Origin of the sequence: Mycobacterium sp. 1274761.0, from assembly GCF_001668615.1 — a bacterium.
In the GTDB taxonomy this organism is placed as follows: domain Bacteria; phylum Actinomycetota; class Actinomycetes; order Mycobacteriales; family Mycobacteriaceae; genus Mycobacterium.
This window is the reverse complement of the sequence record NZ_LZMC01000109.1, coordinates 108,977-131,802: the sequence shown is the minus strand read 5'-3', so window position 1 is coordinate 131,802 and position 22,826 is coordinate 108,977. Positions and strand designations below refer to the sequence as shown.

At 66.7% G+C, this 22,826-nt stretch carries 23 protein-coding genes and 2 pseudogenes; 12 read left to right on the top strand and 13 right to left on the bottom strand.

Translation table 11 applies throughout. The features are described 5' to 3' along the window. Positions 1–72 precede the first annotated feature (72 nt). From A5651_RS22655 to A5651_RS22635, 5 genes are all read left to right on the top strand, one after another. Positions 73–2,082 (top strand): prolyl oligopeptidase family protein, encoded by a 2,010-nt coding sequence (locus tag A5651_RS22655; protein WP_066986356.1) that lies wholly within the window; start codon positions 73–75, stop codon positions 2,080–2,082. A gap of 69 nt (positions 2,083–2,151) precedes the next feature. After that, positions 2,152–2,457 carry a DUF2563 family protein gene (locus A5651_RS22650; RefSeq protein WP_066986354.1) on the top strand — a complete coding sequence of 102 codons (306 nt, stop codon included), beginning with the start codon at positions 2,152–2,154 and terminating at the stop codon, positions 2,455–2,457. Beyond that, the gene (locus A5651_RS22645; RefSeq protein WP_066986351.1) at positions 2,450–3,973 is read left to right on the top strand and encodes a hypothetical protein; all 1,524 of its coding nucleotides are present in this window, start codon (positions 2,450–2,452) and stop codon (positions 3,971–3,973) included. The genes A5651_RS22650 and A5651_RS22645 overlap by 8 nt, the downstream gene beginning before the upstream one ends. 10 nt (positions 3,974–3,983) lie before the next feature. Further along, positions 3,984–4,331 (top strand): hypothetical protein, encoded by a 348-nt coding sequence (locus A5651_RS22640; protein WP_066986348.1) that lies wholly within the window; start codon positions 3,984–3,986, stop codon positions 4,329–4,331. A 16-nt stretch (positions 4,332–4,347) separates the two neighbouring features. Continuing rightward, entirely contained in the window at positions 4,348–5,244 is an 897-nt protein-coding gene (locus tag A5651_RS22635; RefSeq protein WP_156663126.1) for a crotonase/enoyl-CoA hydratase family protein, read from the top strand. Here the strand turns inward: A5651_RS22635 and A5651_RS22630 are convergent. The 8 genes and pseudogenes from A5651_RS22630 to A5651_RS22600 form a co-directional block, all read right to left on the bottom strand. Further along, positions 5,231–5,692 (bottom strand): annotated as a pseudogene (locus A5651_RS22630) (ABC transporter permease); the annotation flags it as partial. The gene A5651_RS22635 and the pseudogene A5651_RS22630 overlap by 14 nt on opposite strands. Positions 5,693–5,864: 172 nt before the next feature. Continuing rightward, positions 5,865–6,854, bottom strand: coding sequence for a DUF2889 domain-containing protein (locus tag A5651_RS22625; RefSeq protein WP_066986340.1), 990 nt, complete (start codon positions 6,852–6,854; stop codon positions 5,865–5,867). Between the two features lie 9 nt (positions 6,855–6,863). Further along, positions 6,864–7,724: a hypothetical protein gene (locus A5651_RS22620; protein ID WP_066986640.1), complete on the bottom strand. Its 861-nt coding sequence runs from the start codon at positions 7,722–7,724 to the stop codon at positions 6,864–6,866. Positions 7,725–7,759: 35 nt separating this feature from the next. After that, positions 7,760–7,931 (bottom strand): annotated as a pseudogene (locus A5651_RS26135) (polyphosphate kinase 2); the annotation flags it as partial. Positions 7,932–7,997: 66 nt separating this feature from the next. Next, positions 7,998–9,515, bottom strand: a complete 1,518-nt coding sequence (locus A5651_RS22615) for an aldehyde dehydrogenase family protein (RefSeq protein WP_066986337.1) — start codon at positions 9,513–9,515, stop codon at positions 7,998–8,000. A gap of 9 nt (positions 9,516–9,524) precedes the next feature. Continuing rightward, the gene (locus A5651_RS22610; protein WP_231988793.1) at positions 9,525–10,103 is read right to left on the bottom strand and encodes a PA-phosphatase; all 579 of its coding nucleotides are present in this window, start codon (positions 10,101–10,103) and stop codon (positions 9,525–9,527) included. A 1-nt stretch (position 10,104) separates the two neighbouring features. Then, on the bottom strand, positions 10,105–10,623 hold the full coding sequence (locus tag A5651_RS22605; RefSeq protein WP_066986335.1) for a mycothiol transferase: 519 nt from the start codon (positions 10,621–10,623) through the stop codon (positions 10,105–10,107). A 44-nt stretch (positions 10,624–10,667) separates the two neighbouring features. Then, the gene (locus A5651_RS22600) at positions 10,668–11,054 is read right to left on the bottom strand and encodes a VOC family protein (protein ID WP_066986331.1); all 387 of its coding nucleotides are present in this window, start codon (positions 11,052–11,054) and stop codon (positions 10,668–10,670) included. A 46-nt stretch (positions 11,055–11,100) separates the two neighbouring features. Here A5651_RS22600 and A5651_RS22595 point away from each other — a divergent pair, with 46 nt between their 5' ends. Beyond that, entirely contained in the window at positions 11,101–12,828 is a 1,728-nt protein-coding gene (locus A5651_RS22595; protein ID WP_066986329.1) for an amidohydrolase family protein, read from the top strand. Then, positions 12,825–13,379, top strand: coding sequence for a carboxymuconolactone decarboxylase family protein (locus A5651_RS22590; protein WP_066986326.1), 555 nt, complete (start codon positions 12,825–12,827; stop codon positions 13,377–13,379). Before A5651_RS22595 ends, A5651_RS22590 begins: the two co-directional genes overlap by 4 nt. Before the next feature lie 13 nt (positions 13,380–13,392). On the opposite strand, the gene A5651_RS22585 is transcribed toward A5651_RS22590, so the two are convergent. Then, positions 13,393–14,232 carry an SDR family oxidoreductase gene (locus A5651_RS22585; RefSeq protein ID WP_066986324.1) on the bottom strand — a complete coding sequence of 280 codons (840 nt, stop codon included), beginning with the start codon at positions 14,230–14,232 and terminating at the stop codon, positions 13,393–13,395. Between the two features lie 42 nt (positions 14,233–14,274). Between A5651_RS22585 and A5651_RS22580 the strand changes: the two genes are divergently transcribed. Both A5651_RS22580 and A5651_RS26130 read left to right on the top strand, forming a co-directional pair. Next, a complete protein-coding gene (locus A5651_RS22580; RefSeq protein WP_066986321.1) occupies positions 14,275–14,646 on the top strand; it encodes a hypothetical protein in 372 nt (123 codons plus the stop codon). A 423-nt stretch (positions 14,647–15,069) separates the two neighbouring features. After that, complete coding sequence (locus A5651_RS26130; protein ID WP_231988792.1) at positions 15,070–15,549, top strand: endonuclease domain-containing protein; 480 nt, start codon at positions 15,070–15,072, stop codon at positions 15,547–15,549. A gap of 128 nt (positions 15,550–15,677) precedes the next feature. Here A5651_RS26130 and groL read toward each other — a convergent pair whose 3' ends face one another. After that, positions 15,678–17,303, bottom strand: a complete 1,626-nt coding sequence (gene groL, locus A5651_RS22570; RefSeq protein ID WP_066986316.1) for a chaperonin GroEL — start codon at positions 17,301–17,303, stop codon at positions 15,678–15,680. Between the two features lie 201 nt (positions 17,304–17,504). Then, positions 17,505–18,065, bottom strand: coding sequence for a TetR/AcrR family transcriptional regulator (locus A5651_RS22565; protein WP_066986311.1), 561 nt, complete (start codon positions 18,063–18,065; stop codon positions 17,505–17,507). Positions 18,066–18,159: 94 nt separating this feature from the next. Here A5651_RS22565 and A5651_RS22560 point away from each other — a divergent pair, with 94 nt between their 5' ends. The 3 genes from A5651_RS22560 to A5651_RS22550 all read left to right on the top strand — a co-directional run bounded on the left by A5651_RS22560 (position 18,160) and on the right by A5651_RS22550 (position 21,391). Continuing rightward, positions 18,160–19,080, top strand: coding sequence for an SDR family NAD(P)-dependent oxidoreductase (locus tag A5651_RS22560; RefSeq protein ID WP_066986308.1), 921 nt, complete (start codon positions 18,160–18,162; stop codon positions 19,078–19,080). Between the two features lie 19 nt (positions 19,081–19,099). After that, a complete protein-coding gene (locus tag A5651_RS22555) occupies positions 19,100–19,609 on the top strand; it encodes a cupin domain-containing protein (RefSeq protein WP_066986306.1) in 510 nt (169 codons plus the stop codon). Positions 19,610–19,690: 81 nt separating this feature from the next. Next, positions 19,691–21,391 carry a DEAD/DEAH box helicase gene (locus A5651_RS22550; protein WP_066986303.1) on the top strand — a complete coding sequence of 567 codons (1,701 nt, stop codon included), beginning with the start codon at positions 19,691–19,693 and terminating at the stop codon, positions 21,389–21,391. Here A5651_RS22550 and A5651_RS22545 read toward each other — a convergent pair. Both A5651_RS22545 and A5651_RS22540 read right to left on the bottom strand, forming a co-directional pair. Continuing rightward, positions 21,388–21,882 carry an SRPBCC family protein gene (locus A5651_RS22545; protein WP_066986300.1) on the bottom strand — a complete coding sequence of 165 codons (495 nt, stop codon included), beginning with the start codon at positions 21,880–21,882 and terminating at the stop codon, positions 21,388–21,390. The genes A5651_RS22550 and A5651_RS22545 overlap by 4 nt on opposite strands. Before the next feature lie 114 nt (positions 21,883–21,996). Beyond that, positions 21,997–22,815, bottom strand: coding sequence for an HAD-IIA family hydrolase (locus A5651_RS22540; RefSeq protein WP_066986298.1), 819 nt, complete (start codon positions 22,813–22,815; stop codon positions 21,997–21,999). Positions 22,816–22,826 lie beyond the last annotated feature (11 nt).

Sequence of the window (22,826 nt, the reverse complement as noted above, 5' to 3'; positions counted from 1 at the left end):
GCGATGCCAGCGAGACCCCCTGCACTCGCATTTCTTCGCCCACGCGTCGGTTCCAGCGAAGGGCACACCAGAATGGACGCCGTGAGCGACGACCCCTACCTCTGGCTCGAGGACATCACCGGCGAGGATGCGCTGGACTGGGTCCGCCGCCACAACGAGCCGACACTCGCCGAGCTCTGCAACGAACAATTCGAGCAGATGCGTAGCGAGGCCCTCGAAGTGCTCGACACCGACGCCCGAATTCCGTACGTCCGCCGCCGCGGCGACCTGCTGTACAACTTCTGGCGCGACGCGGCGAATCCCCGCGGCCTGTGGCGCCGCACCACTTTGGACAGTTACCGCACCGATGCGCCCGACTGGGAAGTGGTGATCGATCTCGACGCGTTGGCCGCCGATGAGGACGAGACTTGGGTGTGGGCCGGGGCGCGGGTCATCGAGCCCGACCATTCGCTGGCGCTGATCAGCCTGTCGCGCGGCGGCTCGGACGCCGCAGTGGTTCGCGAGTTCGACATGCGCACAGGTGAATTCGTCGCCGAGGGTTTCCAGGTGCCCGAAGCCAAGACCCAAATCAGCTGGGAGGACCAGAACGCCGTGCTGATCGGCACGGACTGGGGCGAGGACTCGCTGACCGAGTCCGGATACCCTCGGCTGGTCAAACGCTGGCGGCGCGGAACACCGCTCGACGAGGCCGAGACGCTGTTCAGCGGCGCGCATACCGACGTGCTGGTGGCAGCATCACGCGACCGCACACCAGGTTTCGAGCGGACCCTGCTCAGCCGTGCGATCGATTTCTTCAACGACGAGGTCTACGAGCTGCGGGGCGACGAATTCATTCGCATCGACGCCCCTACCGACGCCACCGTGTCAGCGCACCGCAACTGGCTTCTCGTCGAGCTGCGCTCCGACTGGTACACCGCAGCAGGCGCCTACCCTGCGGGTTCGCTGATCGCCGCCGACTACGACGACTTCCTTTCCGGCACAGCTGAATTACATGTCGTGTTCGAACCTGACGAGCACACGAGCCTCAACCACTACGCGTGGACCAGGGACAAGTTGGTCATCGTCACTCTCTCCGACGTCGTGAGCAGAGTCCACACGGTGACCCCCGGCACCTGGGCCATCGAGTCGGTACCCGGCATTCCGGACAACACGAACGCGGTCATTGTCGACACGGACGATCTGGCCGACGAGATCTTTTTGGACTTCAGCGGCTTCACCACGCCGTCGCGGCTTCTACACGGACCCGTCGAGGGCCCACTCGAGCAGATCAAAGCGGCGCCATCCTTCTTCGACGCCGAGAATATCGTCGTTGCACAGTATTTCGCGGCATCCAAGGACGGCACATCGATTCCGTACTTCGTCGTCACCCATCGCGACAACACCGGCCCCCGCCCCACGCTGCTCGGTGGCTACGGCGGATTCGAGGTATCGCGGACCCCTGGCTACGATGGTGTGCTGGGCCGGCTGTGGCTCGCCCGAGGCGGCACGTATGTGATGGCCAACATTCGCGGCGGCGGCGAGTACGGGCCCGGCTGGCATACACAGGCGATGCGAGAGGGCCGCCATCTGGTGGCCGAGGACTTCGCCGCTGTCGCAGAGGATTTGGTACGCCGCGGCATCACCACCGTCGAACAGTTGGGCGCGCAGGGCGGCAGTAACGGCGGGCTGCTGATGGGCGTCATGCTGACGCAGTATCCGGAGTTGTTCGGCGCGTTGGTGTGCAGCGTGCCGTTGCTGGACATGAAGCGCTTCCATCTGCTGCTGGCCGGCGCGTCGTGGGTGGCCGAGTATGGCAATCCCGACGATCCGGATGATTGGGCGTTCATCTCCGAATACTCGCCCTACCAGAACATCTCGGCGGATCGCCGCTACCCACCATTGCTGATGACCACCTCCACCCGCGACGACCGGGTGCATCCGGGCCACGCACGCAAGATGACCGCAGCGCTGGAGGCGGCCGGACATCAGGTGCACTACTACGAAAACACCGAAGGCGGTCACGCTGGTGCCGCCGACAACAAGCAGACCGCATTCCGGTCGGCGCTGATCATGGAGTTCCTGCACCGCACGCTGGGCACTTAGTGCGCGGAGCAGGCCACCAGTCGCGGTAGGCTTACAGCAAACGACTGTCGGCGAATCTCGGAGTATCTGATGCGGGTGGAACCCAACGTTCTCAAAGACGGGGCGGACGTCGCGCGCAACGCCGGCGAAATGGCACTGAGCGGGGCGGACGCGCTGGCACAGGCCGCGATTCCGGCCGGGATTTTCGGCGATTTCGACCAGGCCCATGTCTTCCACAGCACGTTGACCGCGGGCCATCAATCACACGTGCGAGCGATGCGGGGCAACCATCGCACGCTCATCGACATCGGTGATAAGGCGACCCACGCAGCGACCTCGTTCGAGACGACGGAATCGGAGAATAAGGCCGCCATCGACGCAGTACCGGATGCCTGACTACCCGCAGCTGGTCTACCTGAGTGTCGGCGAGCTGATCGGTGCGGCGGGCGGCGATCCATGGGAAGTCGACAGCACCATCCAGGCAGGCTCTCCCGGCGAGATCGGGGAACTGGCCACGTCGTTCCACAATGCCGGCGTGTGTATGACCGAGACCGATGAGGAGTTCAACGCGGCCAAGAAGCGGTTCGACGCGGCCTGGGACCGCGACGATCCCGAATTCCAGATCAACGACGCCGAAGAGATCCGTCGCGCGACGCAGTGGTTGAAGCTCAACAAAAAGCAGATGTCCAAAGTCGCCGCCGACCTCCAGAACATCGCAGCCACCCTCGCCGAAGCCCAACGCAGCGGCCATGTCTCGATCGGCAACCTCAACGCCCGCCTGGTTCAGCTCGACAACACCATCGCAGCCGAGATTGCCCGAGCGCAGGCCGACGGCGTACAGCTTGATTGGTCCGCGCTGAAGGCCGCCGCCGTCGATGCCACCAAGCAATCGCTCGCCGAGGTGACCGCCGTACGAGACGCCTACGGCGCCAAGCTCGATGAAGCACAGCTCGACATGGCCGCCGACGGCTACGACATAGATGCGATTGCAGCCGCCGAAGGCCAGGGCGAACCGTCCGCGCAGGACCAGGCGAAGAGCGCGGCACAGAAGTACGACGCCACCCAGCGTGCCGCAGATGAGCAGTTGGTCAACAGCGGCGGCCCGATGACGACGGATAAAGAGGCCGCAGCCGCACGGCTACGCGACTTCGCCACGGTCAACGACCCGGCCGCCAATCCGTACGCCAAGCAGTACGCCGGCGAGCGCCTCGACGACTACAACATGTCCCGGTTCGTCGGCCCCCTGCCCCTGGATCCGGTTCTGGGCAAGGACGCGCGTCAACTGGCTCAGACGCGGCTGGAGTTTCAGCGACAGCTGGAGGCAGGTCTCCTGGGTTCCGCTCCGATGTCGCCCGATGCGGCAACCGCGTTTCTGGACAGCTCTGATACACAGGCTCGTGCCATGGTCATCAATCGCGCCGAGCAAAGGCTTGCCAACCTCGGTTTCTCCAGCGACGGCATCAAGAAATTGATGCAGGGCGTGGGTTCGCTTTCCGACAGCGTCGGCACCGGTGTCAAACAGTACGGCGATTCGGTCGAGACGGGCAGGCACGCGCTCAACGGTCTGTCCAAAGCGGACGCGGAACTCTTCGCGAAGTGGGGCGGACGAGTCGGCTGGGCGGGCAACGGCATTCAGCTCGCTGTGGCGATCTCCGATTGGCTGGACGGTGGCGCCGAACGCAATCAAGAACTCGGCGAAGCCGTCGGCGGCGTGGGCGGCAGCATGCTGGGCGGAATGGGCGCGGGCGCCGCCGTCGGCTCTTTCGGCGGACCCCTCACCGCCGCGGGCGCCGCGGTCATCGGCGGGTTGCTCGGCGGTTTCGCGGGATCGGACATCGGTGGCGAGATCGGAGGCCTCTTCGATCCGCAGCTGCCCATCGGGGCGGGTCCCGGCGGCGGCGGAACCTGGTAGGGATGGCGGGATGGATCACCTGACCACGGGCAAGGCACTGGGTTATGTCGGCCTGGCGTTGATCGTCGTCGGCGGCGTCGCGGCAATGATGCCTTGGAAATCGCGGCGCGTGTCAACAGCATCGATTCAGCGGCGGGTCTACTGGACAGGCGCTGTCACAGGAGCGATGTTGCTGTTCGTTTCCCAACTTCCCGACTGGCGGTCAGGGCTGTTCGTCGCTGTGGCAGTTGCGCTCGTCCTCGTTCTGATGGCGTACCGGTTCACGTCGCACATCAAAATCGGCGGCAAGGTCTACGAGTTCATGCGCGATCCAAGACAGCCGGACCCACCACCGGCCCTCGGTGACCACGATGACTGAGCGCGATACTGCAGGCATGCCCGACTTCGAAACCCTGCTGTACAAGACGGACCCGCCCGTCGCCACCGTCACCCTGAACCGACCCGAGCATCTCAACACGATCGTGCCGCCGATGCCGGACGAGATCGAGGCCGCCATCGGCCTGGCCGAACGCGACCCTGCCATCAAGGTGATCGTGCTGCGCGGCGCCGGTCGCGCGTTCTCCGGCGGCTACGACTTCGGCGGCGGCTTTCAGCACTGGCGCGAAGCGATGACGACCGACGGCCGCTGGGACCCCGGCAAGGATTTCGCGATGGTCAGCTCCCGCGAGACCGGCCCGACGCAGAAGTTCATGTCGATCTGGCGCGCATCGAAACCCGTCATCGCCCAGGTGCACGGTTGGTGTGTCGGTGGCGCAAGCGATTACGCGCTGTGCGCCGACATCGTGATCGCCAGCGACGACGCCGTAATCGGCACCCCGTACGCCCGCATGTGGGGCGCCTACCTGACAGGAATGTGGCTCTACCGGCTGAGCCTGGCCAAGGTGAAATGGCACTCGTTGACCGGCGAACCACTCACCGGAGCAGAGGCCGCCGACGTCGAACTGATCAACGAGGCCGTCCCCTTCGAGCGCCTCGAAGAACGCGTCGCCGAAGTGGCGGCGATGCTGTGCCGAATCCCGTTGTCTCAGTTGCAGGCTCAGAAACTGATTGTCAATCAGGCCTACGAGAACATGGGCCTGGCGTCCACTCAGACGCTCGGCGGCATCCTCGACGGGTTGATGCGCAACACCCCGGACGCGCTGCAGTTCATCGACACAGCCGCGACCCAGGGTGTCCGCGCGGCAATCGAGCGCCGCGACGGCCCGTGGGGCGACTACAGCCAGGCGCCACCCGAGCGGCGGCCCGACCCGTCACACATCATCGAGCCCTGATTGGAGACAGCAGCACACGGGCCGCGACGTTTAGCAAGTAACCCAGCACGCCGATGACAGCGATCACAGCGACGACCTGGTCGTAGGCGAGCTGATCGCGCGTTGAGAATCTGATACCCCAAACCCGAACGCAAACCGAGCATCTCGGCCGGTACCAAAACCACCCAACCGACGCCCAGCGCCAGCCGCAGGCCGTTCTGAATGTAGCCCCGCACAGCCGGAAGCACCACGGCGGTGAGTTGTTCGAGACGCGTTGCATGCCGGCAACCGTGTTGAGCAGCACCGGCCACACCGCGGCGGCGGCGACCAGAAAGATCACGGGCTGACTGCCGATGCCGAAGAGCGCCACGGCGATCGGCGTCCACGACAGCGGTGAGATCATCCGCAGAAAGGCCACCAGCGGTCCGGCTCCGCGTTCGGCTGTCCGGCTCAGCCCGATGAGCAGGCCGCGACCGAATCCTGCTCTTCTTTGACCTGGCGGCGACGGCTGCGAAGAAGCGCCGATTCCGCTGCGCTGGCCCGCGACATCCAATTGCTATACGACGGCGGACTACTCGGCTCCAAGATTCACCGGTCGACCAACCCGATCAGTCAGGCCCGCCGGCTGGCCAGCGATCTGATCAACCGCGCGCGGCGATAAGCGCATCCAAGTCGGCGATCGCGCGCAGGGTGTCGTTGAGATGCGTGCAGGTGCTGGTGCCGACGAACTCGCTGCGCACGCGGTTCCGCAACTCGGACAACGACATTCCCTCGATGCGACTGGCGCTTCCAATCGCCCGTGGGCATTCCTGCCACGGCAGCACCCGCACGGTCGCCGCGGCGGAGGTGACCGCTCTGGCCGACGCGTCGACCGTGCCGGTGACGGTGTACTCGTGCACGATGGTCTCCACACCGTGGCCATCGACGTGGGAGTCGCGGAAGTGTGCATCGAACTCGCCGTCCGGCGTCAGGTCCAGCCGGCGGAATCGGCGCATGCCGTGCGCGCGCAACGGCTCGACGGCGTGCATGCCCTCGGTATCCAGCGGCGGCGCCACGGGCCCGTGCACCGATGGGATCGTGCCGTTGCGCCTGGCGTACGGGACGAGCGACGCATCCTCGGCGAAGCCGGCACAGATGCCGGCCATATGGTCCGCGGTCCCGGCGGGCAGTTTCTCCTCGAGCCCGTTCGTGATCGCGATGTGCTGCACCGCATACCCGGAGACCAATGCCGCGCCGACCCAGTCGTCGAGCAGCAGATGCAGCAGGGTGGCACGCGCCGCCTCGTCGGGGAGCAGTCTGCCGATCGTCGAGCGGAATCCCGCGCCGACGCTGCTGCCGATCAGCTCCGAGACCCGAGGGTCGTCGGCGTCGATGTGGTCGATGACCCGGCCCGTCAGGTGCGCGCGTAGCCCCACCTGCCCGAGTACGTCGGCGGTGCCGTCGCGTCGGCCGACGGCGTCCCGGCCGCGAAGGTCTACGGAAGAATTTTCCCCTCCTCGCGTGCGGGGAGACATACCGGTTCCGTCCGGATGCGTGTCGATGGTGCTGGTGCGGCGCAGCACGCCATCGGCGAGCGGCCGCCAGGCCCGGACGGGCCGCGCAGGCCCCTGAATGTCCGTGACGAACGGCATGGTCAGATTCTATTCGCTGCGGCTCAGGCCACTGAGCAGCGAGACGACAACGCCGATAACGACCAGCCCGACGCCGACGATCAGCGTGACGTTGAGCCACTGATGCAGGCTGCCCTCAGCCGTATGGACCATCACGTCAGCCACTTGGCGGATATTGCCGGTGGTGCGGTTGAGTGCGTCGTCGATATAGCGTCTGCCCACCTCGAGCCCGGCCCATCCCGCCGCGCCCACGAGCAGCGCCGAAACCCCAAGGGCTGCAAGCGCTTTACCACGTGTGCGAGCAACAGCCAGCGTCAGCAGGGCGAACACCCCGGTGAGGACGCAGACGCCGATGCTTGCCCACGGCCCCCACGTCGCCAGCGGCTTGAGCTGCCCCGGCCGCAATGACGAGGAGTCGGGCACGGTGATGGGCACCATCACCGTGTCGGGCACGTCCAGGTTGAGGTTGCCGAGTGTGCCGCGCAGCGAGGCATCCCGCAGCATCGGGGCGATGTCGACGAGCCACCGGTCACCCTCACCGGAGCTGTCATCGTGCCGGACCGAATCGGTGAACATCCACCGGTGCGCGATGCGGTTGGCTTGGGCGAACTGGCCGGGGAACCCGGGGTTCGAGGTGTAGGCAGCGGTCACCGCATGCACCAGTTCACGGTTGGCCAGCCGATATCCCTTATCGGCGGCCAGTTCGGTGATCTGCGTCGTCAGCTCCGAGGCCATCGCCTCCCGCAGGCGGGGGTCCTTCGCCGCGTTCGCGGCCAGACCCGCGTAGCCGCCCTCGCTGACCACCTTCGTCTGCGCCCAGGTCGCGGGGACCGCGACCGCCAGCAGAACCGTCGTCAGGAGCCAGAACAGCAGCGCCGCCAGAAACCGCACGCTGTCCTCCTCCAAAACAGGGGGACGCGGCGCCAGTCGGCCAGAGCGCGTCCCACGATGAGGGGGTCCGGTCGACCGACCACCTCATGGCCCATGTTGCCGTAGTCGAACTTACTAAGAACATGGCGCATGGCGTTGACGCGGGCGCGCCGTTTTGTCGGTGCTCTTGACGACGGCCCACGGCGCGATCTCGATGTCCGTCCAGGCCGGATCGTGAAACGTGTGCTTGGGCGTGCAGAAGCCAACACGCGTTCCACGTGAACGAGAAGTGACCTACTTCGCGGTGCGGCGCGGGCGCAGCAGCGCCAACCGGGTCATCAACTTGTTCATCCGGTTCAGCGCCTTATGCGAGTTGTTGTAGTAGTTACCGCCGGCGCCGACGTTCGTGCGCGGTGAGACCACGGTCTCGATATGGCAGTATTTGCGCAAGCCCTCGACGCCGCCGAAGCGGGCACCGATGCCTGAGGTCTTCCACCCGCCCATGGGGGCGGTGGTGCACATCAGGTTGGAGATCACGTCGTTGACGTTGACGCATCCGCAGTCGAGGTGCAGCGCAATCTCATTCGCCCGCTCGATGTTCTTGGAGAACACCGCCGCTGAAAGACCGTACTGGCTGTCGTTGGCCAGCCGGATCGCCTCTTCCACCGACGACACCTTCATGATCGGCAGAGTCGGGCCGAACGTCTCCTCGGTCATGCAGGCCATCGAGTGGTCGACGTCGACGAGCACCGTCGGGGGATAGAAGCTGCCGGGGCCGTCGGGACGCTTGCCGCCGGTGAGGGCCTTCGCACCCGCCGCCAGCGCCTCACGAACGTGCCGGTCGGTGACTTCAACCTGGTCGTCGTCGATCATCGAGCCGACGTGATAGCCCTCCCCCGCACCGACTTTCAGCTTCTGTACGTCGCGGACGACGGCGTCGACGAACTGGTCGTAGACCGACTCGAGCACGTACACCCGCTCGACCGACACGCACGTCTGGCCCGCATTGAACATCGCCCCCCACACCGCGGCGTGCGCGGCCAAGTCGATGTCGGCGTCGTCCAGCACGATCATCGGGTCCTTGCCGCCGAGTTCGAGACTGACCGGGATGAGACGGCGCGCGGCGCGTTCCATCACCTTGGCGCCCGTTGCGCAGGAACCGGTGAACTGGATGTAGTCGGAATTGTCGATGATGGCTTCGCTCACCTCGCGGGCACCCTGAGCCAGCGCCAGCACCTCGGGCGCGCCCGAGTCGTGCCAGCCCCGCAGCAGCACCTCGGCGGTCAGCGGCGTCCGCTCGGAGGGCTTCAGCAGCACCGAGCAGCCGGCCGCCAACGCGCCGATGGCATCCATGAGCGCATTGGCCACGGGGTAGTTCCACGGCGCGATGATGCCGACGACCGGCCGCGGCCGGTAGTGCACGGTGACCTTCTTGATGGCCAGGAACGGCAGTGATGCGGGCCTGGTCTCGGGCGCGAGCGCCTTATCCATCGTCTTGATGTAGTAGGACAGGATCATGATCAGCAGCGGCACCTCTTGTGCCGCGTCGACGGCCGACTTGCCGGTCTCCTTGATCAGCAACGACTCGATCTCGTCGCGGTGCTCACCGAGCCATACCGCGTACCGGGCAAGCACTTTGGCGCGCCCCTTGGTGCCGCGCGCCTCCCATTCCTTCTGCGCCTCGCGAAGACCGGCCGCGATGCGCGGCACGTCGGCGGGGTCGGTCCAGCGCACCTGCCCGGCGATGTCGCCGGTCGCGGGGTTGAGGATGGTCGCCGACGAGGGCGAGTCAACTTCTGGCGTCGCGGTCATAGGGCCATGTTAACCGGCGGTGTGATCTGCGTCGCAGTCGGGTTGACGGGTGTCAAGTCTGATGGCCGCGGCGGCGGCGCAGACCACGGCGCTGCCCAACAGCACCGCACCTACGGTGTCGGTGAAGTAGTGGTAGGTGACGCCCTGGCCGATCATCGCGAACAGCGACGCGGCCGCCGCCGCAAGTACCGCCCACCAGGCCGCACCGGCCAGCAGCACGAGCATGCCGAGCACTACGACGGCCGTGGTGGTGTGGCCGCTCGGGTATGCGTACTCTCCGCCGCTGCGCCGGTCGATCAGCCGCTTGCACAGTTGGGCGAGCGCGACCCCGACAAGGGGGGAGATCACCATGGCCACCGCGAGTCGGTTGCGGTGCAGATGGACCGCGACGGCGACGCCGAACAGTGTCGCCAAGGTCAGGACCCACGGGTCGGTGAAGAACAGCAGATAGCGGGCCGGGCTGTCGTCGAACCTACGAAACCAGTTGTCGAGCGGGGTCGACCCGTTGCGCACGGCGAGGCCGAGCACGGTCATACCGGCGACGGCGATCCCCGACCACAGCAGCGGTGTGCGGCCAGTCTGTGTCACGTCAGGACGCGATGCCGCGAACGTAGGCCGCCTGTCCGAGGTGCTGGGCGCAGTCGTCGATGATGCTGACCAGTCGCGCGCTGGCGGTCACGGGCGGGTTCCAGTTGGTGTCGACGACGCGGCTGAGTTCGTCGGCGGTCACCGACGCGATGTATTCGAGCGTCACCTTGTGCACTGCGTGGTAATAACCGGCCAGGAGATCCGCGGGAACCTTCACCCGGCCGACGTCGTCGGCCGAGTGACCGTAGCCGAAGTCGTTGCCTTCCAGGTCGAGGTTGAACCGGTCCTTCCAGCCGTCGCGAGTCCACACCTGCTCGATGTCGGCGATGTCGCACAGTTGCAGGTCCTGTACGCGCGCGCTGTGCCAGATCAGCCAGGCGATGCTGTTGGCTTGCGCGGTCGGACGAAAGAACGCGACCTCGTCGGTCAGTTCGTCGGTGAGGTCGTCGACGTGTTCGATCAATCGCGTGAAGGAGTCGCGGAGCAGTTCGCGCACCGCTTGCACATCGGAGTCAGCCATGCGTCCGACGCTACCCGCGGCCTCCCCCATGGCCTCGGGCCCGGTTACTCCGGTGGCGCGTCGTGGAAGACCGCTTCCACGTTGTTGCCGTCGGGATCGCGTACGAACGCGCCGTAGTAGCCGGGGTGGTACTCAGGCCACAGCCGCGGGGAGTGCAGTGACTCGGCACCGAGCTTGAGCGCGGTGTCGTAGAAGGCGTGCACCGCGTCGCGGTCTTTGGCGTGGAACGCGATGTGCACCTCGCGGTTCGGCCCGCTCGCGTCGCCGACATTCATATCGCCGATCCAGAAGGTGGGTTTGCCGTCCCGGCCGTAGCCAATGGCCACGTGGAAGTCCTTCTGCCGGGTGTAGCCCAGCACGCCGAGGACTTCGTCGTAGAACGCTTTCGATTTCTCCCAGTCGGCACAGTTGATTCCCAGGTGATCGATCACCGCCCCATCCTGGCATGACGCCGCTGAACAGTCGTACATTCAGCAGATGGCGTATGAGCTGATAATTCGCAACGGCACGATCGTCGACGGCCTGGGCGGTGAGCCGTTCGTCGGGGACGTGGCGATCGCCGACGGCGTGATAGCGCACGTCGGCTCGGTCGACGGAGAGGCGGCGCGGGAGATTGATGCGACCGGTCTTCTCGTCACGCCCGGATTCGTCGACCTGCACACCCATTACGACGGCCAGGCCATCTGGTCGGACCGGATGACGCCGTCGTCGGCGCACGGTGTCACCACTGCGGTGATGGGTAATTGCGGTGTTGGGTTCGCGCCGTGCCGCGCCGAGGACCACGAGGTGCTCGTCGACGTGATGGCCGGTGTCGAGGACATACCGGGTGTTGTGATGGTCGACGGCTTGCCGTGGACGTGGGAGACGTTCCCTGAATTCCTCGACGCGTTGGATGCGGGTCGACGCGATATCGATGTGGCCGCGTTTCTGCCCCATTCGCCGCTGCGGGTCTACGTGATGGGCCGCCGCGGGGTCGATCGGGAGCCTGCCACGACCGAAGACCTCGCGCTTATGCGTAAGCTGGCCGCCGAAGCGATCGACGTTGGTGCCCTTGGCTTTGCGTCGTCTCGGCTGACGATTCACAAGACCGAGAGCGGACATCCGATCCCGAGCTATGACGCCGGCCACGACGAGATCGAGGCGATCGCCCGCGGGGTGGCCGATGCCGGCGGCGGCCTGATCCAATTCGTGCCCGACCTCGTCGCCGGTGACTACGAACCCGCGCTGCAGACAGTGTTCGACGTCGCCTCCGACGTCGGGCTGCCGGTGACGTTCACGTTGGCGATCGGCAATGCCGGGCCGGCCTTCTTCGAGGACGCGCTGCGAATGGTCGAGAAGGCCAATGAAAATGGCGGCGATATCACCGCGCAGATCTTCCCGCGTCCTATCGGGCTGGTGATCGGCCTCGAGCTGTCGGGCAACCCGTTCGTGATGTATCCCAGCTATCGCGAGATTGCCGGCCTACCCCTGGCGGAGCGGGTCGCCGAGATGCGCAAACCCGAAGTGCGCGAACGCATTCTGAATGACAAGCCGACGTCCGACGGGCACCCGCTGATGTTTGCGGTGCAGGCGTTCAACTGGATCTTCCCGCTTGGCGATCCGCCGAACTACGAGCCCTCCCCGTCGGACAGCATCGCCGCGCGGGCCGCGGCCCGCGGCGTCAGCCCGCTCGAGGAGGCCTACGACCGACTGCTCGACGATGACGGGCACGCCATGCTCCTGGTCACCCTGGCCAACTTCCGCGACGCGTCACTGGACACCGTCGCCGAACTCGTGCGCCGCGAGGACGTCGTTCTTGGCCTCGGCGACGGCGGCGCCCACTACGGAATGATCTGTGACGCAAGCTTTCCCACCTACATGCTCACGCACTGGGTGCGTGATCGGGCATCAGGCCGGTTGAGCGTCGCCGAGGCAGTCCGCGAGCTGACATCGGTACCCGCGCGGGTGGCGGGCCTGGCCGACCGAGGCCGAATTGCGGTGGGCTACAAGGCGGATCTGAACATCATCGACCAGGATGCGTTGCGGCTGCACAAGCCGACAGTCGCCTACGACCTGCCCGCCGGTGGGCGCCGCCTCGACCAGACCGCCGACGGCTACGTCGCGACGATCGTCTCGGGCGAGATCATCACCGAGAACGGGGTGCCCACCGACGCCCGCCCCGGCAGGCTGGTGCGCGGCCGCCAGGCCGCACCGGCGTCGGCATGACGCGCATCGCGCCGCTGGCGCCGCCGTGGAGTGAGCGCGACGCCGAGGAGATCAACAGCTGGGGTCACCCCGACCGCACGTACGAACCATTGCTGCTGGTGCGCTGCCTGCAACGTCATCCGGCGCTCGCCGCTCGGCTGCGCAAGCTGGGCGAGGCGCTCTACGTCGAGGCGCGGCTGCCCGCGCGGACCCGGACGATCGCGATCCTGCGCATGTGCGCGCTGATTTGCTGCGAGTACGAGTGGGGTGGGCAGGCGGCGTTTTGGGGGCCGATCGCCGGGGTCAGCGACGACGAGTGCGACGCGCTGGTCACCGGGAAGGACATCGGCTGGACCGCGAGCGAGCGGGTATTGATCGACGCCGTCGACGAGTTGGAAGCCACCGGCTCGTGGTCGGAGCCGACCTGGCGTGCGCTCGGCGAGCACCTCGACGACGAGCAGCGGATGGAACTGCTGATCGCAGTCGGCTGGTATCGGACGATCTGCACGCTGTGCAACGCGCTGGCGCTGCCCGTCGAGGGGTGGATGCGGCGCTGGCCAGTGCGCACGTGAGGAGCGAGTGAAGTCAGCGGGCTGAGCGGAGGTCGCGGCGCAGGCCGGGATGCTGCTTGCGCAGCGTGTTGAGCAGTAGCGGCCGCGGAAGTGCCTGCATGAAGCGGGTACTCACCACATTGCGCTTGCCCGCGATCACGATGCCGCGATCGTGTTCGAGCGCTTCGACACCGATGCGTGCGACGTCGCGCGACGGCATCCACAGGAACTTCGGGAACGCCGCGGCGAACTTCTCCTCGTCCATGCCCGCGGCTTGCAGGAACTCGGTTCGCACCGGACCAGGCGCGAGCATGGCGACGGTGACACCGGTGCCCGCCAGCTCTCCGCGAACGCCTTCGGTGTAGGTCTTCACGAACGCCTTGGTGGCCGCATAGCCGCTCTGCCCGGGAAACGGGTGATAGCCCGCGGTGGACCCGACGTTGAGGATGGCGCCGCGGCCGCGCGGCACCATCTGTTGCACGGCGCGGGTAGTCAGGTCGATGACGGCCTCGACGTTGACGCGCACCTGGGCGATCTCGTCGGCGACCTCGGTCTTCGTGATCGAGCCGATGGTGCCGACGCCGGCGTTGTTGACGAGGATCTCGACGGTCAGCCCGCGGTCGGCGACGGCGTCGAGCAGATGCCCACGCGCGTCGGCGTCGGCGACGTCGCACGCGATCACCTCGACCCGCACCGATGTGCCGAGTTCATCTGCGAGCGCGCGCAGTTTGTCCTCGCGGCGGGCGACCAGCGTCACGCCGTGGCCGCGGACCGCCAACTCCCTTGCGATGTCGGCGCCGATACCGGATGAGGCCCCGGTGACGACGGCAGTGGAGGTCGGCGACGGCGGTGGCAATGACGTGGCGGGGGGCATAACAGACGCTAACGCATCGCCGCGGAGGATTATTCTTCCAGCATGAGCGTGAAGGTTGATCTCGATCGGCTGGCCGACGTGTTGCGCGACTTCACCTTCGGATACCTGATCACAGTCGGCGACGACTTCCGCGCGCACACCGTCGCGGTCGAACCCGTGCTGACCGACGGACACTTCGAGATCGGCACGGTCGGCAAGCACACTCGCGAGAACGCGGCGAGCCACCGCGACGTGTCGATCCTCTGGCCACCACGCGATCCTGACGGCTACTCGCTGATCGTCGACGGCCGCGCGCACTCATCCGATGACACGTTGACGGTCGACCCTACGCGGGCGGTGCTGCACCGCAAGGCGAAGTCCGACTCCGCCACGAGCCCCGACGGGCTGCACGACTGCGTGCCGCTCAAGGAGTAGCCGCGTTATCCACAGCTTGACCGCGGCGCCCTTTCAACCGTCGTGGTCATGGGCTGCGATGGATCAGTGGACATCGATCGCGTGCGGGCAGCTAATGGCGGAGTTGTGTCCGCGGCGCAGATGTGCGCGGCGGGGTGGCCGCGTTCGCAGATCAGGAAAATGCCTGCGCAGGGCTGGCTTTCGCTGCGGCGGAATTGGTACGCCAGTCCGTCTGCAAACCCTCATGTCGTCCGCGCCGTCTCGGCGGGCGGTGTGCTGAGTTGCGTGTCAGCTTTGCGTCTCCGCCGGGTCTGGGTTCCCGATTCCGGATTGCACGTCCGCTACTCCGCTAGGGCACGCCGGTCGAACCCGGGAGTTCGATCGTGCCACCCGTACCGTCTTGACCCACCCATCCTCAGCGCGATCGACCCGATGGAAATCGCCGTGACGGCAGCAGCGAACTGTCTCGAACCGGAGGGACTGATCGTCGTGCTGGACTCGATGCTGAACAAACGGATCATCGACATGGCCGACGCGAGATCGGTTGTGGCAGCGTCGCGCTTTGCACACCTGAATCTTGCCGAGCGGTGCGACCCGACGAGCGAGTCGGGTACGGAGACGATGATCCGATTGCGACTGCGGGCCGCGGGAATTCAGCTGCGGACTCAAGTGGTGATTGCGGGAGTGGGGCGCGTCGACCTTCTGGTCGGCGATCGTCTGATCATCGAAGCCGACAGCCGTGAGCACCACCTGTCCACATACCAGACGGACAGGACACGGGACAGAGTCGCGACCGGGCGGGGGTATCTGGTGATGCGGCTGACCTATGAGGATGTGGTTCACCGCTGGGGCATGGTGTTCTCCGACATTCTCACCGTTATCCGCCGCCGCGCGCATCGGGGGCCAACCACAACGTCAGCCTGAGAGCGTCACCATGCATATATAGCCGCGACGGCGTTCTCAGGGTGACATTGTGTCGGGCACAGTGTCGACCACACGAAAAAACCCGACCCCTTCTGGGGGCCGGGCCTTTTCGTTGAACGAAGGACTGGTTAGAAGTCCATGCCGCCCATACCACCGGTGGGGTCGCCGACGGGTGCGGCGGCCTTTTCCGGCTTGTCTGCGACGACCGCCTCGGTCGTCAGGAACAGCGCCGCGATGGACGCGGCATTCTGCAGCGCTGAACGGGTCACCTTGACCGGGTCGGCGACGCCCGCCTTGAGCAGGTCCTCGTACTCGCCGGTGGCGGCGTTGAGGCCGGTGCCCGCATCGGAGTTGCGGACCTTCTCGGCGACGACGCCGGGCTCCAGACCCGAGTTGAAGGCGATCTGCTTCAGCGGGGCCTCCAGCGCAACCTTGACGATGTTGGCGCCGGTGGCCTCGTCACCGGTGAGCTTCAGGTCGTCCAGCGTGGGCGAGGCCTGCAGCAGGGCCACGCCACCGCCGGCGACGATGCCCTCCTCGACGGCCGCCTTCGCGTTGCGCACGGCGTCCTCGATGCGGTGCTTGCGCTCCTTGAGCTCCACCTCGGTGGCGGCGCCGGCCTTGATCACCGCAACACCGCCGGCCAGCTTGGCCAGGCGCTCCTGCAGCTTCTCGCGATCGTAGTCGGAGTCGCTGTTCTCGATCTCGCTGCGGATCTGCGCCACGCGACCGGCGATGGCATCGCCGTCGCCGGCGCCCTCGACGATCGTGGTCTCGTCCTTGGTGACGACGACCTTGCGGGCGCGGCCGAGCAGCTCGATGCCTGCGGTCTCCAGGGAGAGGCCGACCTCTTCGCTGATGACCTGGCCACCGGTGAGGATCGCCATGTCCTGCAGCATCGCCTTACGACGGTCACCGAAACCGGGCGCCTTGACCGCGACGGACTTGAAGGTGCCGCGGATCTTGTTGACGACGAGCGTGGACAGGGCCTCGCCCTCGACGTCCTCGGCGATGATCAGCAACGGCTTGCCGGACTGGATGACCTTCTCCAGCAGCGGAAGCAGATCCTTGACCGTCGACACCTTCGAGCTGACGAGCAGGATGTAGGGATCCTCGAGGACGGCTTCCTGACGCTCGGCGTCGGTCACGAAGTAACCCGAGATGTAGCCCTTATCGAAGCGCATACCCTCGGTGAGCTCCAGCTGCAGGCCGAAGGTGTTGGACTCCTCGACGGTGATGACGCCCTCGTTACCGACCTTGTCCATGGCCTCGGCGATCAATTCACCGATGGACGCGTCGCCGGCCGAGATGCCCGCGGTCGCAGCGATCTGCTCCTTGGTCTCGACCTCCTTGGCCGACTTCAGCAGTGTTTCGGTGACCTTCTCGACGGCCTTCTCGATGCCGCGCTTCAGGCCGAGCGGGTTGGCGCCCGCCGCCACGTTGCGCAGACCCTCGCGCACAAGCGCCTGGGCCAAAACCGTTGCCGTCGTCGTTCCATCTCCGGCGACGTCGTCGGTCTTCTTGGCGACCTCTTTGACCAGCTCAGCGCCGATCTTCTCGTAGGGGTCCTCCAGCTCGATCTCCTTGGCGATGGACACACCGTCGTTGGTGATCGTGGGGGCGCCCCACTTCTTCTCCAGAACGACGTTGCGACCCTTGGGACCCAACGTCACCTTTACCGCGTCGGCGAGGCTGTTGAGGCCCCGCTCGAGGCCGCGACGGGCCTCTTCGTCATACGCAATTGTCTTGGCCATTGCGAAGTGTTCCTCCGGATTGGGGATGGCACGTCTATGGCCGGGAGCAGTGCCCGCGACGGACGGCTGGGGATGTGCCCCGCGTCCGCGGCCCCGGCCTCACCGTCCCGACCTAGCACTCACCGGTCGCGAGTGCCAACTGCATTCTTAGCACTCGACCAGGGAGAGTGCAAGGTCGATCGAATACCGGTTACCGCCTGTTCACCGCGAGCGAAGACCATCGAGAATCACCTCGGTGAGCCGGCTCGCCGCGTCGGGCTGACTTGCCTGCATCGCCAGGCCGCCGTTGAGAATCGCTTTGACGTCTCGACCGCTCACGTCGGAACGGACAGTGCCCGCTTTCTGCCCGTGTTCCACCAAGTCGTCGAGGAGTTGAAGGAACCTCTCTTCGGCCTCGGGCATGGCCGTTTTGATGTCGATGCCCACCCCGGCGAGTGCCTCGGCCAGGCCGCGGTCCGTGGCGCCCCACCGCAGCACGAGCGACCGCAGCAGGATGAACAGTGCTTCCGGGTCGCCGCCGTCCAGCAAGTGGCGACCCTCGTCGACGATCCGGTTGATCCGGTCCTCGACCACGGCCCGGTAGAGCTCTTCCTTGGTCGGGAAGTGGCGGTACACAGTGCCCGCGCCGACACCGGCTCGCCGGGCGATCTCGTCGATGGGCACCGACAGCCCGTCGGCGGCGAAGGTGTCGTAGGCGACCTGCAGTACGCGGGCGCGGTTACGCGCCGCGTCCGCACGCAGCGGCCGGTCCGGATCGGTCACTGATCACCTCTGGGAATAATCAAACGGGGCGCGCGTTCCGAATAGTCGTAACAAGCGGAGCCCTCGCCCCGTTTCACCGATTGTAGGAGACGCCATGACCCGCTGGACCACTACCGATATTCCCGACCAGACCGGGCGGACCGCCGTCATCACCGGTGCCAACACCGGCCTCGGCTATGAGACCGCCAAAGCCCTCGCGGCCAGGGGCGCCCACGTGGTGCTGGCCGTGCGCAACCTCGACAAAGGTCGGGCCGCGGCAGACCTGATCGCCCGCAGCGCACCGAACGCCAGGGTCACCGTGCAGCAGCTCGACCTGACATCGCTGGAGTCGATTCGCTCCGCGGCCGACGAGCTTCGCGCCACCTACGACTCCATCGACCTGTTGATCAACAACGCCGGGGTGATGATGACGCCGCGATCCACCACCAAGGACGGCTTCGAATTGCAGTTCGGCACCAACCATTTGGGCCACTTCGCGCTCACGGGCCTACTGCTCGACCGAGTGCTGGCCGCGCGCGGTGCGCGGGTAGTGACCGTCAGCAGCGTCGGCCACCGCTTCGCCCGGCACGGAATCCGGTTCGACGACCTCCAGTGGGAACAGACTTACAGCCGGGTCGGCGCCTACGGGCAGGCCAAGTTGGCTAATTTGATGTTCACCTACGAACTGCAGCGCCGGCTGCAGGGCACCGACACCATCGCCGCCGCAGCGCACCCCGGCGGCTCGCGCACCGAGTTGGCCCGGAACCTGCCGCCGCTGGTTCGTGCCGTCGAAGGCGTGCTCCAACCGCTCTTCCAGGGCGCCGAAATGGGTGCGCTGCCCACGCTGCGTGCAGCGACCGATCCCGGCGTGATCGGCGGGCAGTACTTCGGCCCCGACGGGGTCGGCGAGCAGCGCGGCTATCCAGTGGTGGTCGCCTCCAGCCGGGTCTCCCATGACGTCGCGGCGCAGCGTCGATTGTGGGCGGTTTCGGAGCAGCTGACCGGCATCACCTATCCCGTTCCCGCGCACGTCTGATGTGGCAGGGTGGGTAGGGATGTCACTCTGGGATCCCAGCAAGGTGCCGCCCTATCCACCGCCGCGCTACACGAAGAACGAGCCGGAGGTCAGCGCCTGGGCCCGCCGCGGTGACGAGCCCGCGGACTACGAGTCTTTCGGTTTGGTGAAGTACCACTACCTGGCCGACCAGCAGGCCACCGACGGCGACTACGGGCTCTACCGCGTCGAGATCGCACCCAACGGCGGCGGACCGGGCCCGCATTTCCACCGCGCGATGTCCGAGGCGTTCTACGTGTTGTCAGGCGCGGTGCGACTGTTCGACGGCCACGACTGGACCGACGGGCGTGTAGGCGACTTCCTCTACGTCCCGCCCGGCGGCATCCACGGCTTCCGCAACGAATCCGACGCACCGACGTCGCTATTGATGCTGTTTGCTCCCGGCGCCCCACGTGAGCACTACTTCGAGGGCCTGGCCCAGCTCGGCGACTTGGCCGAGGACGAGCGCCGGGAGTGGTTCATCGCCAACGACAATTTCTTCATCGACTGAGCGCGACACGGAGCCCTGCAGAGATGCAGACCCGTAATCCGTTGCGCTAGGCTGCTGTCCGATCAGTTGAGGAGTCTTTGGGTGCGGGCTAATGCAGCGCCCGACACCCAGGCTTTGCGGAGCTGGCAGCGTCGGGCATTGGTGCGGTATCTTGCCGCGCAGCCACGCGATTTTCTGGCGGTGGCCACCCCCGGGTCGGGTAAGACGGCGTTTGCCCTGCGCGTCGCCGGCGAGCTGCTGGCCGACGGCGTCGTCGAGCAGATCACGGTGGTGGTGCCCACCGAACACCTCAAGGCGCAGTGGGCGATGTCCGCCGCCCGCGTGGGCATCGCGCTCGACCCGAAGTTCAGTAACTCCGCTGCACACACGTCATCGGAGTACCACGGCGTCGTCGTCACCTACGCGCAAGTCGCCAGCCACCCGACGCGTCATCGCGTGCGCACCGAGAACCGGCGGACGCTGGTGATCTTCGACGAGATCCACCACGGCGGCGACGCCAAGAGTTGGGGCGACGCCATCCGCGAGGCGTTCGACGATGCCACCCGGCGCCTGGCGCTCACCGGGACTCCGTTTCGCAGTGACGACTCCGCGATCCCGTTCGTCACGTATGCCCCCGACAGCGATGGCCTGATGCGCTCGCAGGCCGACCACACCTATGGCTATGCCGAGGCGCTGGCAGACGGCGTGGTGCGACCGGTGGTGTTTTTGGCCTACTCGGGTGAGGCGCGGTGGCGCGAACGCGCCGGCCAGGAGGACGTTGTGCATGCGGTCCGCCTCGGCGAACCACTGAACGCCGAGCAGACGGCGCGGGCATGGCGCACCGTGCTCGACGCCAAGGGCGAGTGGATACCGGCGGTGTTGCAGGCCGCCGACACCAGGCTCACACAGCTGCGCAACGGCGGCGTGCCGGACGCGGGGGCGATGGTGATCGCCAGCGACCAGAAGGCGGCTCGCGCCTACGCGGCGGTGCTGACGAAGCTGACCGGCGAGGCGCCGACGCTCGTGCTGTCCGACGACCCGGGCTCGTCGGCGCGCATCGCCGAGTACGCGGCGGGAACCGGGCGGTGGCTGGTCGCGGTGCGGATGGTGTCCGAGGGCGTCGACGTGCCGCGGCTTGCGGTCGGCGTGTACGCCACCAGCGCGTCGACGCCGCTGTTCTTCGCCCAGGCGATCGGCCGGTATGTGCGCTCGCGGCGGCCCGGCGAGACGGCCAGCATCTTCCTGCCGTCGGTGCCGTCGCTGCTGGACCTCGCCAGCGAGATGGAGCGCGTGCGCGACCACGTGCTCGGCAAGCCGCACCGTGAGGCGCAGGGCTTCGACGACGAGGCGCTCATCGACGCGGAGCGCAAGAAGTCCGAGGCCGACGAGGACGCCGGGTTCGAGTCGCTGGGCGCCGACGCCGAGCTGGATCAGGTGATCTTCGACGGTTCGTCGTTCGGCACGGCCACGCCGGCGGGCAGCGACGAGGAGGCCGACTATCTCGGCATTCCCGGGCTGCTGGACGCCGATGCAATGCGGGACTTGTTGCGGCGCAGGCAGGAAGACCAGATCACTAAGCGCACCGCCTCCGGTGAGGTGCCGCGGCTGTCGACACACGGTCAGCTGCGCGAGCTACGCAACCAGCTCAACGCGCTCGTCTCGGTCGCCCATCACCGCACCGGCAAGCCGCACGGCTGGATCCATAAGGAGCTGCGCCGCATCTGCGGTGGACCGCCGATCGCGGCGGCCACCACCGAACAGCTCAAGGCCCGCATCGAGGCCGTCCGCGAGCTGCGGGCCTAACGCGCTTCGGCCAGCTCGGCCAGATTCTTCAGCGAGTTGTGCAGATGCTGGAGATCGAACGGCGGGAACTGGATGTCGCGCATCTGCGGCACCACCCCTGACCAGTCGTAGCTCAGCGTGACCTCGGTGCGGTCGTCCGCGAGCGGCGTGAGGTCATATCGCCAGATCCATCCTCCGAAGACGAGCTCGGAGTTGCCGCTGAGGTTCCCACGCTCGTCGGGTCCCTGGCCCGGCTGCCATGCGATGGCGTGCGGCGGCTCGAACACGTCGACCCGGTTCGCCATCTCGTAGTAGCCCTCCGGATGGTTGTCGTGGTGCATCCCCATCCGGAAGATCTGGCCGGCTTCGGTGATGGGTCCGCCGTCCAGCGACTCGCGCACCCAGCCGGTGCCGTCGATGGCCTGATGCGTCGTCGGGTCGGCCAGGATGGCGAATACCGCGTCGGCAGGAGCATTGATGGTGGCGCTGACGGCCACTTTTTCTTCGGTCATGCCGGTACAGACTGCCGTCGGCCCACAAACTCATCGAAACTGCACACAGATCGTCCTTCGAGCGCGAATCGCGATCTCTCAGCAGAGCCGGGGACTGGGTTTCACCGAGCCGCGCTACAGGCCAAGCACAGTCGGCAAGTCGGCGACCGAGTCGATGACGTGGTTGGGCTGCATCGCGAACTCGTCGGCGGCCCACCGGTCCAGGGTGTCCTGGCGGAACTTGCCGGTGCGCACCAGCACCCCCGTCATGCCGACCACCTGCGCGGCCAGCACGTCGTTGTTGAGGTCGTCGCCGATCATGTACATCTCGTCGGGATCGACGCCGAGACGTGCTGCGGCAGCGAGAAATCCGGCCGGTGCCGGCTTGCCGACGGCGGTCGCCTTGCGGCCGGACGTCTCCTCCATCCCGATCAGATACATGCCGGTGTCGATGCGCAGTCCCTCGGTGGTGGTCCAGGATGTGCTGCGGTGCATGGCGACCACCGGAACACCCTGGGCCATCCAGTCGTACACGCGGCTGAGCGTCAGGTGGTTGTACTCCGGCCCGGCGCCGCCGAGCAGCACCACGTCGGGGGTGTCGGGCCCGGGGTCGTCGGGGCCGTAATCGCCCGCGTAGACGATGTCGACGCCGGGCATGTCCTCGGCGATCTGCCCGCTGTTGACCAGAAAGCACCGTGCGTGGGGATACTCGCCGCGGACGTACTCCGCCGTCAACGCCGCGGCGGTGATCACCTCGTCGGCGGCCACCTCCATGCCCGCCTCGGTGAGCAGATCTGCGATCTGGCGGCGAGTCTTGGTCGTGGTGTTCGTCAGATATGACCGCGCAATCTGGTTGTCCGCCAGGACCCGAAGCGTCTCGGCGGCGCCCTCGATGGGCTGCCATGACGTCACCAAGACGCCATCGATGTCGAACAGCACGCCACCGACCGCCATGGTGGGAACAG

Coding starts and splice junctions, on each gene's coding strand:
- A5651_RS22655 (WP_066986356.1), top strand. CDS start 73: ATGGACGCCGTGAGCGACGACCCCTACCTCTGGCTCGAGGACATCACC.
- A5651_RS22650 (WP_066986354.1), top strand. CDS start 2,152: ATGCGGGTGGAACCCAACGTTCTCAAAGACGGGGCGGACGTCGCGCGC.
- A5651_RS22645 (WP_066986351.1), top strand. CDS start 2,450: ATGCCTGACTACCCGCAGCTGGTCTACCTGAGTGTCGGCGAGCTGATC.
- A5651_RS22640 (WP_066986348.1), top strand. CDS start 3,984: ATGGATCACCTGACCACGGGCAAGGCACTGGGTTATGTCGGCCTGGCG.
- A5651_RS22635 (WP_156663126.1), top strand. CDS start 4,348: ATGCCCGACTTCGAAACCCTGCTGTACAAGACGGACCCGCCCGTCGCC.
- A5651_RS22625 (WP_066986340.1), bottom strand. CDS start 6,854: ATGCCGTTCGTCACGGACATTCAGGGGCCTGCGCGGCCCGTCCGGGCC.
- A5651_RS22615 (WP_066986337.1), bottom strand. CDS start 9,515: ATGACCGCGACGCCAGAAGTTGACTCGCCCTCGTCGGCGACCATCCTC.
- A5651_RS22605 (WP_066986335.1), bottom strand. CDS start 10,623: ATGGCTGACTCCGATGTGCAAGCGGTGCGCGAACTGCTCCGCGACTCC.
- A5651_RS22595 (WP_066986329.1), top strand. CDS start 11,101: ATGGCGTATGAGCTGATAATTCGCAACGGCACGATCGTCGACGGCCTG.
- A5651_RS22590 (WP_066986326.1), top strand. CDS start 12,825: ATGACGCGCATCGCGCCGCTGGCGCCGCCGTGGAGTGAGCGCGACGCC.
- A5651_RS22585 (WP_066986324.1), bottom strand. CDS start 14,232: ATGCCCCCCGCCACGTCATTGCCACCGCCGTCGCCGACCTCCACTGCC.
- A5651_RS22580 (WP_066986321.1), top strand. CDS start 14,275: ATGAGCGTGAAGGTTGATCTCGATCGGCTGGCCGACGTGTTGCGCGAC.
- groL (WP_066986316.1), bottom strand. CDS start 17,303: ATGGCCAAGACAATTGCGTATGACGAAGAGGCCCGTCGCGGCCTCGAG.
- A5651_RS22560 (WP_066986308.1), top strand. CDS start 18,160: ATGACCCGCTGGACCACTACCGATATTCCCGACCAGACCGGGCGGACC.
- A5651_RS22555 (WP_066986306.1), top strand. CDS start 19,100: ATGTCACTCTGGGATCCCAGCAAGGTGCCGCCCTATCCACCGCCGCGC.
- A5651_RS22545 (WP_066986300.1), bottom strand. CDS start 21,882: ATGACCGAAGAAAAAGTGGCCGTCAGCGCCACCATCAATGCTCCTGCC.
- A5651_RS22540 (WP_066986298.1), bottom strand. CDS start 22,815: ATGGCGGTCGGTGGCGTGCTGTTCGACATCGATGGCGTCTTGGTGACG.